Genomic DNA, 14,440 nt, shown 5'->3' with positions numbered 1-14,440 from the left:
ATCCTGTAATGGAAATTAACATGACCATACTTTCTTTAATGCAAATTAAAATATCATATAAACGAAAAAGATTATAACCATAATAACTTGTAATACCGCTTTTGCTAATGAGCTGCTAATAAATGAGACAACTGTCGCCCATGCAGATTTAATCGAATCTTTCGTATTCTTCCCTTGTAATTTCTCAGCTATAAATACAGAAACGAATGGGACAATAATTAAGCCAAAGGGAGGAAAAACAAACGAGCCAACGATTACAGCTAAACAACCTACTCTTTCACCAGTTTTTGTACTACCGTATTTTTTAAGAAAATATTTATTAGCCAGAATATCCGCTAGAAAAATAACAGCTGTAAAAATCAGCATAATAATCCAAAACGACATATTTAAATTACTTTTATTAATTCCAAAATAATAAATTAAAAACCCTACCCATAATACTGGTACACCTGGAATTATTGGTTTGATTAGCGCAATAAACGCCAATGCAAAACAAATGATAATCAATGTCCAAAGAACAATTGATGTAACCATTTAATCACCCTTACTTATTTAAATTTGTTAATAAGAAAAAGAGACACTTGTTAAATAAGTGCCTCCATTTTTTACATTTAATTAAGATTTTGAACGTGAAACGTAGCTAGCTTCAGTTGTGTTAATAATTAATACTTCGCCTTCATTAATGAAGATTGGTACTTGTACTACTAAACCAGTTTCCATTGTAGCTGGTTTTGTAACGTTAGAAGCAGTATCACCTTTAATACCTGGTTCAGTTTCAACTACTTTTAGGTCAACTGTGTTTGGTAATTCAACACCTAAAATTTCACTTTCAAAAGTCATGATATAAACTTCCATATTTTCTTTAAGGAATTTTAATTCACGTTCAATATTTGCTTCTGGTAATTCAATTTGCTCATATGACTCATTGTCCATGAATACATGTTGGTTACCATTAGCATATAAATATTGCATTTTACGGTTTTGAATATGTGCTTTTGCTACTTTCTCACCAGCACGGAATGTTTTTTCTTGTACAGCGCCTGTACGTAAGTTACGAAGTTTTGAACGTACGAATGCAGCACCTTTACCAGGTTTAACGTGTTGGAAATCGATTACTTGCCAAAGCCCACCGTCAGTTTCAATTGTTAAACCTGTACGAAAATCGTTTACTGAAATCATTAAATATCCTCCTAAAAAATGAAATGGTTCTATAAGTATGTATTGTGTAAAAAAGAACCATTTCTCTTACCATGAATTTCTTTTACAACTTTATATCATAAAGTAAAATACGCTTTTTGTGTAGTTCTATTTTCTAATCTAATGAAAACTTATAAAATGATTAGGTTTTTTGGTGAAGACATTAAGTTTTCGTTACCACCAGTTTTAACGATTAAATCATCTTCTATACGAACTCCACCTAGATTTGGAATATAAATACCTGGTTCACAAGTTACGATCATATTTGGCTCTAATACTGTATCAGAACGGAATGATACGCCAGGTCCTTCATGTACTTCTAAACCAATACCATGGCCAGTTCCATGTCCGTAATATTCTCCATAACCTTTTTCCGTGATATAATCACGAGTTAAAGCATCAGCTTCTTTACCAGTAATTCCTGCTTTAATTCCGTTAACACCACGTAATTGAGCTTCAAGAACGATATCGTAAATTTTCTTCAAATCAGAATGAGGCTCACCAACAGAAACTGTTCTCGTCATATCTGATACATACCCTTTATAGTATGCACCAAAATCTAACGTTACAAAATCACCTGTTTCAATTACTTTTTCAGATGCTACACCGTGCGGAAGGGCAGAACGAGTACCAGAAGCAACGATTGTATCAAATGATGATGAAGTAGCACCTAATTTACGCATAAAAAATTCTAACTCATTAGATACTTCTAATTCAGTAACACCTGGACGGATAAATCCTAAAATATGATCAAAAGCAGATTCTGCAATTTTAGCAGCTTCCTTAATGATTGAAATCTCTGTATCTGTTTTAATTAAGCGTAATTTTTCAATTAATCCACTTACAGGAACTAATTCTGCTTTTGCTACTTTGCGGTAAGAACCAAATTCTGTAAACGTAACATGATCTTGTTCAAACCCAAGTTTTGATACGCCTAATTTCTCTGTTAAAGCTGCAACTTCAGCTGGAATTGAACCTTCATGCTTAACGATTTCATAACCTTCACATTGGCTAGTAGCTTGTTCAATATAGCGGAAATCAGTAATGAATAAAGCTTTGTCCTGAGTAATTAAAGCAACACCAGCAGAACCTGTGAAGTTCGTCATGTAACGTCTGTTGTATGTACTAGTTACTAATAATGCATCTAATCCTTTTTCTACTAAAGCTTCACGTAACTTTTTAATTTTTTCCATTGTTTTGCTCTCCCCTACTTATGTTTTTTAACGCACTTAAACCTAAATCATATCCATACACACCTAAACCAACGATTTGCCCTACAGTTACTGCAGCTAATACTGAAGTATGTCGGAACTCTTCTCTTTTATGTATATTTGAAATGTGTACTTCAATAGTTGGCACGGTAATACTTGCAATTGCATCACGAATTGCATAACTGTAATGAGTAAATGCGCCAGGATTAAACAGAATCCCATCATAGACATTATTTGCTGCATGCAGTTTATCGATTAATTCACCTTCATGATTCGATTGAAAGCAATCAATCGTATCCCCATCTTCATGTGCAAGCGATGCTAAATGATCCTCAATATCCTTTAATGTAGTTGAACCATAGATAGAAACTTCTCTCTGACCGAGCATATTTAGATTAGGTCCATTCAATAACAAAAACTTAGCCATTTTAAAAGTCTCCACCCATCATTTTTCGCATATTTATCCCAAACAAACATATCTTGGAATACCCAAGGTTTATTTTATCATAGGCCAGACTATTTTGAATAGCCACGCAAATATGCCTTTTGCTCTTGAAATGCAAAAGAAACAGAATATGCAATAAAAGTTCCGTATAAAATGAATAAACAGATTGTAGTAACTGTCGTATCAGACGAATAATTCTTAATTGCTTTTAAATCGAATGCTAATTTACCAAGGACAATAAAAACAATAACCCAAAGGAGCACACCAAAAAATATACCTGGCAGAACTCCGTTAAATTTTCTACCGATAAAATAAAATACAAATGCAATAATGATCGAAATAATGCCTATACCAACTATAGAAATTAAGTTTTCAATATAACCATTTGCCCATTTTCCAAGTTTGATTCTTTCTAAAACAAAATTTGGACCAATTTGAGTAAAATCAAAATAACTAAGAACTAATAAAACAGTAGACCAAAATATACCACCGAAAAACCCAATACTAGCAATCTTATTAAAGTTCTTATTCTCTTTTGCATCAGCATCGCCACCTTGCACTAGGTATTCATTTTGATTTTTACTTTGACCCTGATCCTGATTTCGATTCTGATTTTGATCTTGATTTTGATTGTTTTCTTGATCCTGCATTTCCTTTTCTTGTTCTTTATCTTTATCTTTATCTGGCATATATCATTTCCCTTTCCATACATTGCTAAATATCTCTGAGTATTATGTCCAACAAAGAAATCTTTAATGTGATTCTAAATTTTTATTAGAAAATTAAAAATATTGCGATTATTACACCATTTTCCTACTTCTTACTTGCACCATTATTATGCTTACATTTACAATAGATAGTAATAGATAAAAAACAAGTTTAGGTTGGTGCAACATGAGAGAGAAAAATAAAGCAGTTTATGGGGGGCAAGCAGTCGTAGAGGGCGTAATGTTTGGTGGCAAAACACATACAGTCTCTGCAATCCGCAGGTCAAATGAAGAAATACAATATTATGAAGAACCGATACATATAAATCGGACAATGCAAAAATTAAAGAAAATCCCTTTCGTCCGTGGTGTAGTCGCGATTATACAAGCAAGCATTAATGGATCCAAGCATTTAAATTACTCAACTGAAAGATACGGGATTGATCCACAAGATGATGAGAAAATTGCAATTGAGCGTGAAAAACAAAAAGGTACGCTTGCAACTTATCTCGGACTTTCATTATTAGCCGTTTTATCATTTTTAGTTGGTAAAGTTATTTTTACACTTGTACCAGTTCTTCTGGCTGCAACATTGAAACCAATTTTTGAAACCGATTTTCAACAAGTCATAATAGAAAGTGTCTTAAAACTATGTTTTTTATTAATTTATATTTACTTAGTTTCCTTGACTCCATTTATAAAAAGAGTATTTATGTATCACGGTGCAGAGCATAAAGTGATAAATGCATATGAAAACAATATTCCTTTAACGATCGAAGGAGTCCAATCACAATCTCGACTACATTATCGTTGTGGAAGTAGCTTTATTCTATTTACTGTAATTGTTGGTATGTTCATATACTTCTTAGTTCCAACAAGCCCACTTTGGCTAAGAATTGTGGATCGACTTTTATTAATCCCAGTTGTTATAGGCGTTTCGTTTGAGGTTCTACAATTAACAAATAAAGTTCGAAATATTCCTATATTAAGATGGGTAGGTTACCCAGGATTATGGCTTCAATTATTAACAACTAAAGAGCCGACTGATGATCAAGTTGAAGTATCCATCGCTTCATTTAACCGACTTTTAGAAGTGGAAAAAAATAACAAGATTTAATTGACAGAATTTTGTAAAAAATATCAACTTATTGGATAAAATGTAATAAACTATAAGAAACAATATTTTTCTAATACATTTAATAACTAATTTACTCTTCACTTAGGAGGTGCTTAAAGTGAATCAAAAAGTGTACTCATCAATATTTTATGGAATAATAGCATTAGCACTTTTTGGCTTAATTGCTCAGTTGATAAACGATCCTGCAAAATTATTACAACGGTTTTTGTTTATTGGATTAATCCTTTTAATTATTTATTTTATTTATAGAGTTTTTTCATCTTCAAACAGCCAAAGAAGCCATCAGGACTCCTATCGTAAGGCTGCAAAACAAACTATAAAGAAATATAACACTCAAAAATCTAGCTCGTTAAAAAAATCGATTAACAAATCAAAGCCCACTTCAAGAAAAAGTACCTCCACACCTTTGTTAAAAAAACGAACAAAGGATGCAAGTCACTTAACTGTGATTGAGGGTGAAAAGGGCAAAAAGAAAGACCGTGCTTCCTACTAAGCACGGTCTTTTTAATTATTCGAATTCGATTGGGTTTCATTCGACTTTTGAATATTTTTTAATTCTTCGATTCGATTTTTATCTTCTTCAAAGTACTGCACTAGTTCTCCAATTCGATCAATCGCTTCCCAACTCATATGATGTTCCATTCCTTCAACATCTTGATAAATTAAGTTTTCATCTACCCCAATAATTCTTAAGAATTGCTCAAGTAATACATGGCGATAGACAAGTCTTTTTCCCATCTTTTTACCTTTTTGTGTTAGGATTAACCCTCTATATTTTTCATAAATTAAGTAATCGTCTTTATCTAGTTTTTGCACCATTTTGGTCACTGACGATGGGTGTACAGATAATGCTTCGGCAATATCAGATACGCGAGCATACCCTTTATCTTCAATTAAAAGGTAAATTTGTTCAATATAATCTTCCATACTTGGTGTGGGCATGATCTTCCTCCAATACAGTCATTCAAACTTTATTCCGTCACAATAAGCATCAAATAAAATGATACAACACATAAACCAAAAGTGCAATTAAGGTGAACTCATTTAAATGTTAATAGATCGTCATTCTGTATAAGAGTATGATGAAAATAATAAGAGTGTACCTATGAAATAGATACACTTCATTATTTAAAATATTGAATTTCTCCATTAGGAAAATACTTTTTTATAAAACCAGAAATTGTCTCTTAAATTGAAGCAGCTTCTTCTTTTTGATAAACATATTTTCCAATTCCGTATTTTCCCCATTTATATTTCCTTTTCTCTTCATCCATTTCAAGTTTAGTATGAGGATACCTCTCTAAAATCACTTTTTTGGCAGGCTTAGTAAAACGATGTTGAATAAGTTCAAACATTATCTTCTCATTTGCCAATTCACCTAATGCATCCTTTAAACGAATAAAAAGCTCCTCATGGCCCACTACCCAATCTTCATGCATATAAATAGGAGCACAACAATAAAGCCAAAAGGATATCCTGCATAATTTGCAGTCTCTCAGATTTATTTGCTCTCTTCTTCTTTTATTCGCCCTCCTCAATGCAAAAAAAAGAAAGCCAAAAAGGCTTTCAATAAAAAACTACTTACGTAAATTCCATTCCTCAGTATTGTATTTAGTAGCAGCTAATTCCTGTACTTCCTTCTCTTGAGCCTCTGTTAATTCATAAGGCACCAACTCGATATCTAAGCCCATTTCGAAGCCTTTTTCAAATGCTTCATACAAGTCAGCCATTGTTTTAGGAGTAGTACTTTCTGCATTGATCCATGTTGCACGATCTAAGAATCGTTTTTTCATTCTATCTCTCACTGCGTCTGAAGAGAAAATATATAGGTCATATAGCATATCAACATCAATATTTAAAGGAATTGAACCGTGCTGAAGAATTGAGCCCTTCTGTCTCGTTTGAGCACTTCCAGCAATTTTTTTATCATTTACAACAACTTCATACCATGATGGAGCATCAAAGCAAACGGCACTTGCTGGGTTTTTTAATTGATTTTTTTCTTCAGCAGTTTTTGGTACAGAAAAAGATGCATCTAAACCAAGTAGCTTGTACCCTTCTAAAATTCCCATTGAAATAACTCGATATGCTTCTGTAACTGATACCGGCATATTTGGGTAGCTTTCTGGGACAATTACACTATAAGTTAATTCATCGTGATGAAGTACGCTTCTTCCACCAGTTTGGCGTCTTACAAAATCACCGTTATATTTTTTTAATGCTTCTAAACTTATTTCTTGGTTTTTTTGGAAATATCCGATTGTTACAGTAGGATTTTCCCATTCATAGAAACGAAGTGTTGGAAGAAAACCTTCTTCACTTTGCCACTTGATTAAACATTCATCAAGAGCCATATTATAGCTACCTGATTTTACTCCGCTATTAATAAAATTCCACTTTGTCTTTGTCATGTTGAAAATCTCCTCATTTTTCGATAATTTTTTACTTTTTTAATGAAAGTTTCTTGCACAATCCTACTAGAGAATTATAATAAGATAAGTAGGTAATTGAAAGGTGTTGAAAAATTTGAGTCAGTTTTTACCAATAATTTTTGTCGTACTAGGTATCATTGTATACTCAATAGTTATGTATTTCTACCAAAAACGTTTAATTAAAACGTTAAGTGAGGAAGAATTTCGTGCTGGCTACCGTAAAGCTCAGCTAATTGACTTACGAGATCAAGAAGATTTTAAGAACGGCCATATATTAGGTGCTCGTAATATTCCGTTCGCACAATTAAAAACGCGTTCAAAAGAAATTCGTAAAGACCAAGCAGTATATTTATATGATCAAATGGGCGTTCGTCCTGGACAAGCTGCACGTATTTTACGTAAACAAGGTGTAACAGAACTTTACCAACTTAAAGGCGGCTACAAACTTTGGTCTGGTAAAATAAAAAAAGGTTTATAATCCACATTTAATTTAAATGAAAAAACTACTTCATTTTTGTGAAGTAGTTTTTTGCGTTTTATGTAGGAGCCATTAAAACCAAAAACTCATTATTCTTTATGAGTTTTTGGTTTAGCGTATTTCTCACCTTTTGTATCTACTTTTATAGACTCGATGATTACTGGAGTAACAGGTTTTTCCATTGAATCCACTTCAACTGCGTCAATTTTCTTAACAATATCGATTCCTTCAGTCACTTTACCAAATGAAGCATATTGTCCATCAAGGTCAGGAGTATCGTTCGCCATTATGAAAAATTGACTTCCAGCACTATTTGGATCACCAGTTCTTGCCATAGATAGTACACCTGTTGTATGTTTTAAGTTATTTTTAAAGCCGTTTGATGTAAATTCGCCATCAATTGCATATCCTGGACCACCGCCACCAGTTCCCTGAGGATCGCCACCTTGAATTACGAAGTCTCTAACAACTCGATGGAATGTTAATCCATTATAAAATCCTTTGTTTGCTAGTGAAATAAAATTATCTACAGTGTTTGGTGCAATATTAGGATATAATTCAGCTTTAATAACACCATATTCTTTTACCTTTATCGTTGCTATTGGTAATTTCCCATGTTTTTTACCATTTGCAGATTTTTCATTATTGTTTCCACATGCTGCTAATAAGCTGAGCGTTAATACAAGACAGCTTATTAAAATTGCTCTAATCGATCTTTTTAACATTTTCCCTTCTCCCCCTCTTTCATTTCTTTAGTTTACCAAATTTGACCATGTATTATCTATAGTTTCGAAAAATTGGGAATTTTTACACAGGCCGAGTTATTTCACTAAAATATAAAAAAACTGTTATTCAAATATGAACTGAATAACAGTTTCCTTTAATTGAATTATCCAACTCGTTCAGTTGGTTCCTCAATTTTATTTTTTGCAAATGGAAACCACCAATTCCATTTTCCAAATAACTGCATTAAGCTAGGAACTAAAACTAAGCGAACGATTGTAGCATCCAAGAAAATGGCTATAGCAATCCCGATTCCCATCTGTTTAACAGGTACCATATCCGTAAAAGCAAATGCTCCTGTAATAACAATCATAATGGATGCTGCTGATGTGATGATTCGGCTCGTCGATACTAATCCTTCTCTTGTTGAATAAGTATTATCTCCCGATTCATAATATAGCTCTTGCATTCTCGACATTAAAAATACTTCATAGTCCATACTTAAACCGAAAACTAATCCAAAGACAAACACTGGTAAAATCAACATGATATCAGATTGAGGTAGGCCAAAATTACCACCTTGGAATAGCCAAGTAATGATTCCAAACGTTGCACTTAAAGATAATATATTCATTAATATCGCTTTGATTGGAATGATAATGGACCTAAATGCAATCATTAGTATGATAAAAGTACTAACCATAATCACAAGTAAACCGTATACAATATTATCTGTAATCTCATCAAATAATTCTTGTTCAAATTTCACTTGGCCACCTACAGTATAATCAAGTCCCTCAATTTTTCCATTATATTTATGTTCAAAATCCCTTACCCATTGCTTTCCTTTTTCTGATTTAGGATCAGAATTAAAGAATACTTGAATATAAGTTTTATTCTTTTTAATATAGGCATCAATCGCAGGCTGAATTTTTGATGCGTTTGGGGATTTTAAAGCAGGTAATAATTGCTGAGCGTTTAAATTAACTGCATTCAATACACTTTTAACTTCATAAACATTTTTGTCATCTTCAAGCTCTTTCTGTATTTTATCTAATGCATTAACATTATTTTGCTTTAAAAAATCAGTATTGGATTCTAAAACAATTGAGATTGTTCCGTGTTTTTGAGCTTCCGGAAGAAAAGCTTTTTGATATTTTTCATAATTAATTCGCGACGTTGCATCCTTTGGTAGTGCATCAATTGTCGGTATATTTAGGTGCACATCCCTAATTGGAATGACGAAAAGACCTAAAATGATTAATGATGTTAGTGCCATGATGATTGGTCTTTTCATAACGAAATTTGCAAATTTTCTCCAAACTGCTTGTTGTTGGTCTTGGCTTCGATTCGCAATCGATTTTAACGTACCTTTATTAATATTTTTACCAAGAGCTGAAAGTACTGCTGGTAATAAAGTTAATGATAAAAACAAACTAACTAATACAACTACTGCCCCACTTATTGCTACACTTCTAAATAGATCAATATTTATGAAGTACAGGGCTGATAATCCAATAAATACACAAATACCTGAAAAAATAATCGCTCTTCCTGCAGTTGCAAACGTTACACTAATTGCTTCTTTCACTGTTGAATGATTTTGTAATTCAGTTTTATAACGGCTTACGAATAATAACGCAAAATCGATTGATAATGCTAATCCAATCATTGGTGCAACATTTAAGACAAAGATTGATAAATCAACATGCTTACCTATAAAGAATAGAATTCCAAATGTACTTAAAATACTAATCATACCGATTATGATTGGAATAGCAGATGCAACTAAACTTCCAAACGCAAAAAATAGAACGATAAACGCAATCGGAACACCAATCATTTCTGCTTTCTTTAAGTCTTCTTGACTAGTTTTATTCATTACATCACTAATGATTGTAAATCCAGTTGTCCCTACGTTTACTGTATCATCTGATAATGACTCTACTTTTTTTGCAAATTTATTGTTTAGATTAACAAGCTTATCGTGATCCTTCTCATTGTATAAAAGAGACGTGTAAGCAATATTAACTTTTTTCATCCCCGGATTCGTTAGAGGGTCATGAAATTGTTTTATATTCTTTTCTTTTTGAACTTCCTTCACAATCCGTTCAATGTCAGATTGGAATTCGGCGCTTGTGGCACCCTTTTTTCGCTCAAGTAAAATGATGAGTGAATCTGGCGATTGTTCAAATTCTTTTTCAAGTACATTCTTAGCTTTTTCATACTCTCCAGGTGTTCTAAAACCATCTCCATCTAAAATGCCAGGTAAATGCTTCGAATAAATACCCAGAATAATTGAAAATACAGCTAAAATTGCAATAACAAAATATCGGAATTGATAAATCGTTCGACCCACCTTTTTCCAAGCACTATTTTCACTTACTGTACTTTTCATTTTTCCACTCCTTATTTACATATCCTACCAATATCTTATCAAACTGATGTAAATTCGCCTATTGATTTATATTTTGAGTCAGAAAACATGTAAAAAAACGCCCATAATATAAATCAATTTGATTTATATTAGAGCGTTAAAATCTTGAAACTATGATTGCAATGATGATTCCAATTAATGCTCCAACAACAACTTCATATGAAGTATGACCTACAAGTTCATTTAATGCTTTATAATTTTTAATTCTTCCATGAAAAAAATCATTTAATAACTTTGCATGTTTACTAACAGCCAATCTTACACCAGAAGCATCATACATAATAATCGTTGCAAAAATTGCGGAGATTGCAAAAGTAACATTTTCAAATCCTTCTGTTAATCCAACACTTAATGCTAATCCAGTAACTGTTGAAGAATGTGAACTTGGCATACCACCAGAAGCAAAAAACTTAGATATATCAAATTCTTTTTCTTTAAATAAATGAATAATGACTTTTAAAAACTGCGCAATAAACCACGCTATTACGGCTGAAATTAATGGTTCGTTATGAAGAATCGTCAAAACGTGCCTCCTTTTGGTGTAAATAATTGTTATTCCATTATTATACTTTCTTACATAATTGTATATTCATTAATAGCTTATAAGAACAAAATAATTTTTGTTAAATATTAAATTGCAAAACAGAGTTTTACTTTTGGAACAATCTTATTAGTTCACTGTTTTATTTATCATAATGGATTTTACTAATAATTTCCATATATTTGACATATCTTGGAGAACTTTAATCACATCATACAAAATTAAGAAATATATAAATTTTTAATAAATTATCATTTTTGAAATTGACAATCCATATAATTCTGATAGACTTAGTTGTAATTAAATTCTAGGAGGAAGCTCATGAGCCAAACCAACGACTTAAAACCCATCATTGAGGTCGTGGAATCGTTACTTAATGGTTTAAGATTTGGAACAATCACATTAGTCGTTCAAGATGGGAGAATTATTCAAGTAGAAAAGCAAGAAAAAATACGATTAAAGTAAATATGTTCCTGCTGACTAGAAAAACTAGAGGCAGCTCAAGTCTACGTATGAAAATGTAGATTTGAGCTGCCTTTTCTTTTTAGGATAACTTGGCTTCAATAGTCAATTGGAGGAAAGAAAATGAGATTTGAAAATTGGAACGTGAAAGGCATTCCTGACTTTTCGATTGATAATGAAACAAAAGGTGCACTTGAAGTACTAGAGTGGGCTTACAAAACCTATGGTGATGACCTAGTTTATGCTTGCAGCTTTGGAGTTGAGGGAATCTTATTAATTGATTTAATTTCAAAAGTAAAACCTGATGCAAAGGTTGTTTTCTTAGAGACCGGCCTACATTTCAAGGAAACTTATGAATTAATAGACCGCGTGCAAGCTAAATATCCAAGCTTACAAATAGAAAAGAAAACACCAAGTCTGACTTTAGAAGAGCAAGCTAGTATTCATGGAGATGAGTTATGGAAACGTGAACCGAATAAGTGCTGTAATATTCGCAAAATCCTACCGCTTCAAGAAGCTCTAAAGGGGGCTCCAGCTTGGGTGTCTGGCTTAAGAAGGGAACAATCTCCTTCAAGACAAAAAACAGAATTTCTTAATCTAGATAATAAGTTCAGCTCAATTAAAATTTGTCCGTTAATCCATTGGACTTGGAAGGAAGTTTGGCGATATGTCTATTACAAAAATCTACCGTACAATCCTTTACACGATATAGGGTACCCGAGTATTGGTTGTGAGGTATGTACATTACCTGCTTCAAGTTCTTCAGATAGTCGCTCTGGTCGTTGGTCTGGATCACAAAAAACTGAATGTGGGTTACATGATTAGTTGTCTATAATAGATGCTAAAAAATGAAAGTTTATTCTTACTAACTATTAAAATAGGAAAATTGAAGGAGTGTTTAGAAATGAGTTTAGCCCCTCATGGCGGTGTCTTAATTAATCGCTTTAATCCAGAAGTTACTGTTAAAGATGGTTTGAAGGAAATTCCTTTAGATTTAATTGCGTTAAGTGATCTAGAGTTAATTGGAAATGGAGCTTATAGTCCCCTTACTGGTTATTTAGGAAAGGATGATTATGAGCAAGTCGTAAGCACAATGAGATTAAAAGACGGGAATGTGTGGAGTATTCCAATTACCCTTCCTGTTAGTGGACAATTAGCTAGCAATCTAAAACTAGGAGAACTAGTTAAACTGACTTGGGAAAATAATGTATATGGCTTATTAAAGATTGATGATATTTATACACCTAACAAATTACTTGAGGCTCAGTTTGTTTATGGTACAACTGACACAAACCACCCTGGAGTAGCAAAAATGTATTCTCGTGGTGATGTTTATTTAGGTGGCGAAGTAACTGTTATTAGACAAATTAATCGTACTCAATTCACTGAACATTATTTAAGTCCAAAAGAAACGAGAGAAAAATTTGCATCATTAAATTGGAAGAAAATAGTTGGGTTTCAAACTCGTAATCCAGTTCATCGTGCCCATGAATATATTCAGAAAACCGCACTTGAAATTGTGGATGGTTTGTTCTTAAACCCATTAGTTGGAGAAACAAAATCGGACGATATTCCTGCAGAAGTCCGAATGAAAAGCTATAAAGTATTACTCCAAAACTATTATCCAACAGATCGTGTATTTTTAGCCGTATTCCCTGCCGCAATGCGATATGCAGGACCAAGAGAAGCTGTGTTCCATTCGATTGTTAGAAAAAATTACGGATGCACGCATTTTATTGTTGGTCGTGATCATGCTGGTGTTGGTAATTATTACGGAACTTATGATGCACAAAAAATCTTTCAAAAGTTTTCACAAGACGAATTAGGTATCTCTCTCCTATTCTTTGAAAATAGTTTCTATTGCTCAAAGTGCGAAAATATGGCATCTACCAAAACATGCCCGCATAGTAGCGAGCATCACGTAACGTTATCCGGTACGAAGGTTCGTGAAATGCTAAAAAAAGGTGAAATTCCTCCTTCTGCTTTTAGTAGAAAAGAAGTTGTTGAAGTACTAATTGAAGGTTTAAAAGAACCTGAATCAATTTCTGTAGAATAGGAGTAAAGTTAAATGTCTAAAAATATCGTTTGGCATCAGGCTAGTATTTCAAAAGAAGACCGTCGTCAAAAAAACAATCACCACAGCTGTATTTTATGGTTTACTGGTTTATCTGCTTCAGGTAAATCGACGATTGCTAACGAGGTTGCAAAAGCACTATTCCATCTTAATGTTCAACAATACGTATTAGATGGTGATAATATTCGTCACGGTTTAAACAAAGATCTAGGATTCACTGATTATGATCGAACTGAAAACATAAGACGAATTGGTGAAGTAGCAAAACTCTTTGTTGATAATGGGCAAATTGTCTTAACGGCTTTTATCTCCCCATTTATTGCTGATCGAAATATCGTTCGGTCATTAGTCGAACAAGATGAGTTTATTGAAGTTTACGTAGAATGCTCCGTTGAAACTTGTGAAAGTAGAGATCCGAAAGGACTTTATAAAAAAGCAAAAAATGGTGAAATTCAAAACTTTACGGGCATCAGCTCTCCGTATGAAGCACCAATAAATCCAGAAATTACATTAAATACTGATAAGCAATCTGTACAAGAATGTGTTGAAACAATATTGCAATTTTTAAAGAGTAAAAATTATATTGGGTAAGGTG

Annotated in this window: 17 protein-coding genes and 1 pseudogene; 7 read left to right on the top strand and 11 right to left on the bottom strand. The window is 32.9% G+C overall.

Going from position 1 to position 14,440, the window contains the following annotated elements; translation table 11 throughout:
* Positions 1 to 45: 45 nt before the first annotated feature.
* The 5 genes from ACFWM3_RS10490 to ACFWM3_RS10470 all read right to left on the bottom strand — a co-directional run bounded on the left by ACFWM3_RS10490 (position 46) and on the right by ACFWM3_RS10470 (position 3,542).
* Complete coding sequence (locus ACFWM3_RS10490) at positions 46 to 534, bottom strand: DUF456 domain-containing protein (RefSeq protein WP_056475142.1); 489 nt, start codon at positions 532 to 534, stop codon at positions 46 to 48.
* Positions 535 to 615: 81 nt separating this feature from the next.
* Positions 616 to 1,179: an elongation factor P gene (gene efp, locus ACFWM3_RS10485; RefSeq protein ID WP_390311302.1), complete on the bottom strand. Its 564-nt coding sequence runs from the start codon at positions 1,177 to 1,179 to the stop codon at positions 616 to 618.
* A 149-nt stretch (positions 1,180 to 1,328) separates the two neighbouring features.
* Positions 1,329 to 2,390 (bottom strand): M24 family metallopeptidase, encoded by a 1,062-nt coding sequence (locus ACFWM3_RS10480; RefSeq protein ID WP_390311301.1) that lies wholly within the window; start codon positions 2,388 to 2,390, stop codon positions 1,329 to 1,331.
* Positions 2,377 to 2,835 carry a type II 3-dehydroquinate dehydratase gene (gene aroQ, locus ACFWM3_RS10475; protein ID WP_056475134.1) on the bottom strand — a complete coding sequence of 153 codons (459 nt, stop codon included), beginning with the start codon at positions 2,833 to 2,835 and terminating at the stop codon, positions 2,377 to 2,379. Before aroQ ends, ACFWM3_RS10480 begins: the two co-directional genes overlap by 14 nt.
* A gap of 89 nt (positions 2,836 to 2,924) precedes the next feature.
* On the bottom strand, positions 2,925 to 3,542 hold the full coding sequence (locus ACFWM3_RS10470) for a YqhR family membrane protein (protein WP_390311300.1): 618 nt from the start codon (positions 3,540 to 3,542) through the stop codon (positions 2,925 to 2,927).
* A gap of 205 nt (positions 3,543 to 3,747) precedes the next feature.
* Between ACFWM3_RS10470 and ACFWM3_RS10465 the strand changes: the two genes are divergently transcribed.
* Positions 3,748 to 4,677: a DUF1385 domain-containing protein gene (locus ACFWM3_RS10465; protein WP_390311299.1), complete on the top strand. Its 930-nt coding sequence runs from the start codon at positions 3,748 to 3,750 to the stop codon at positions 4,675 to 4,677.
* Positions 4,678 to 4,795: 118 nt separating this feature from the next.
* Positions 4,796 to 5,191, top strand: a complete 396-nt coding sequence (locus ACFWM3_RS10460) for an SA1362 family protein (RefSeq protein WP_390311298.1) — start codon at positions 4,796 to 4,798, stop codon at positions 5,189 to 5,191.
* A gap of 11 nt (positions 5,192 to 5,202) precedes the next feature.
* On the opposite strand, the gene mntR is transcribed toward ACFWM3_RS10460, so the two are convergent.
* The 3 genes and pseudogenes from mntR to ACFWM3_RS10445 form a co-directional block, all read right to left on the bottom strand.
* On the bottom strand, positions 5,203 to 5,640 hold the full coding sequence (gene mntR / locus ACFWM3_RS10455; protein WP_390311297.1) for a transcriptional regulator MntR: 438 nt from the start codon (positions 5,638 to 5,640) through the stop codon (positions 5,203 to 5,205).
* A gap of 248 nt (positions 5,641 to 5,888) precedes the next feature.
* Positions 5,889 to 6,178, bottom strand: a pseudogene (locus ACFWM3_RS10450) (spore photoproduct lyase family protein); the annotation flags it as partial.
* A gap of 97 nt (positions 6,179 to 6,275) precedes the next feature.
* Positions 6,276 to 7,109 carry a lipoate--protein ligase family protein gene (locus ACFWM3_RS10445; protein ID WP_056475122.1) on the bottom strand — a complete coding sequence of 278 codons (834 nt, stop codon included), beginning with the start codon at positions 7,107 to 7,109 and terminating at the stop codon, positions 6,276 to 6,278.
* 175 nt (positions 7,110 to 7,284) lie between these two features.
* Here ACFWM3_RS10445 and ACFWM3_RS10440 point away from each other — a divergent pair, with 175 nt between their 5' ends.
* On the top strand, positions 7,285 to 7,608 hold the full coding sequence (locus tag ACFWM3_RS10440; protein ID WP_082459617.1) for a rhodanese-like domain-containing protein: 324 nt from the start codon (positions 7,285 to 7,287) through the stop codon (positions 7,606 to 7,608).
* Between the two features lie 89 nt (positions 7,609 to 7,697).
* Here ACFWM3_RS10440 and ACFWM3_RS10435 read toward each other — a convergent pair whose 3' ends face one another.
* From ACFWM3_RS10435 to ACFWM3_RS10425, 3 genes are all read right to left on the bottom strand, one after another.
* On the bottom strand, positions 7,698 to 8,333 hold the full coding sequence (locus ACFWM3_RS10435) for a peptidylprolyl isomerase (protein WP_390311296.1): 636 nt from the start codon (positions 8,331 to 8,333) through the stop codon (positions 7,698 to 7,700).
* Between the two features lie 164 nt (positions 8,334 to 8,497).
* Positions 8,498 to 10,729: an MMPL family transporter gene (locus tag ACFWM3_RS10430; RefSeq protein WP_390311295.1), complete on the bottom strand. Its 2,232-nt coding sequence runs from the start codon at positions 10,727 to 10,729 to the stop codon at positions 8,498 to 8,500.
* A gap of 136 nt (positions 10,730 to 10,865) precedes the next feature.
* Positions 10,866 to 11,291: a divergent PAP2 family protein gene (locus ACFWM3_RS10425; protein WP_335486216.1), complete on the bottom strand. Its 426-nt coding sequence runs from the start codon at positions 11,289 to 11,291 to the stop codon at positions 10,866 to 10,868.
* Positions 11,292 to 11,630: 339 nt separating this feature from the next.
* Between ACFWM3_RS10425 and ACFWM3_RS10420 the strand changes: the two genes are divergently transcribed.
* From ACFWM3_RS10420 to cysC, 4 genes are all read left to right on the top strand, one after another.
* On the top strand, positions 11,631 to 11,774 hold the full coding sequence (locus ACFWM3_RS10420; RefSeq protein ID WP_056475111.1) for a YezD family protein: 144 nt from the start codon (positions 11,631 to 11,633) through the stop codon (positions 11,772 to 11,774).
* Positions 11,775 to 11,894: 120 nt separating this feature from the next.
* The gene (locus tag ACFWM3_RS10415; RefSeq protein WP_390311294.1) at positions 11,895 to 12,596 is read left to right on the top strand and encodes a phosphoadenylyl-sulfate reductase; all 702 of its coding nucleotides are present in this window, start codon (positions 11,895 to 11,897) and stop codon (positions 12,594 to 12,596) included.
* 79 nt (positions 12,597 to 12,675) lie between these two features.
* Positions 12,676 to 13,827: a sulfate adenylyltransferase gene (sat, locus tag ACFWM3_RS10410; RefSeq protein WP_390311293.1), complete on the top strand. Its 1,152-nt coding sequence runs from the start codon at positions 12,676 to 12,678 to the stop codon at positions 13,825 to 13,827.
* 12 nt (positions 13,828 to 13,839) lie between these two features.
* Positions 13,840 to 14,436: an adenylyl-sulfate kinase gene (gene cysC, locus ACFWM3_RS10405; RefSeq protein WP_056475104.1), complete on the top strand. Its 597-nt coding sequence runs from the start codon at positions 13,840 to 13,842 to the stop codon at positions 14,434 to 14,436.
* Positions 14,437 to 14,440: the final 4 nt, after the last annotated feature.

The organism is Gottfriedia sp. NPDC058432 (genome assembly GCF_042721555.1).
Taxonomy (GTDB): Bacteria; Bacillota; Bacilli; order Bacillales; family Bacillaceae_G; genus Gottfriedia.
This window is presented reverse-complemented; position numbering and strand designations above follow the sequence as displayed.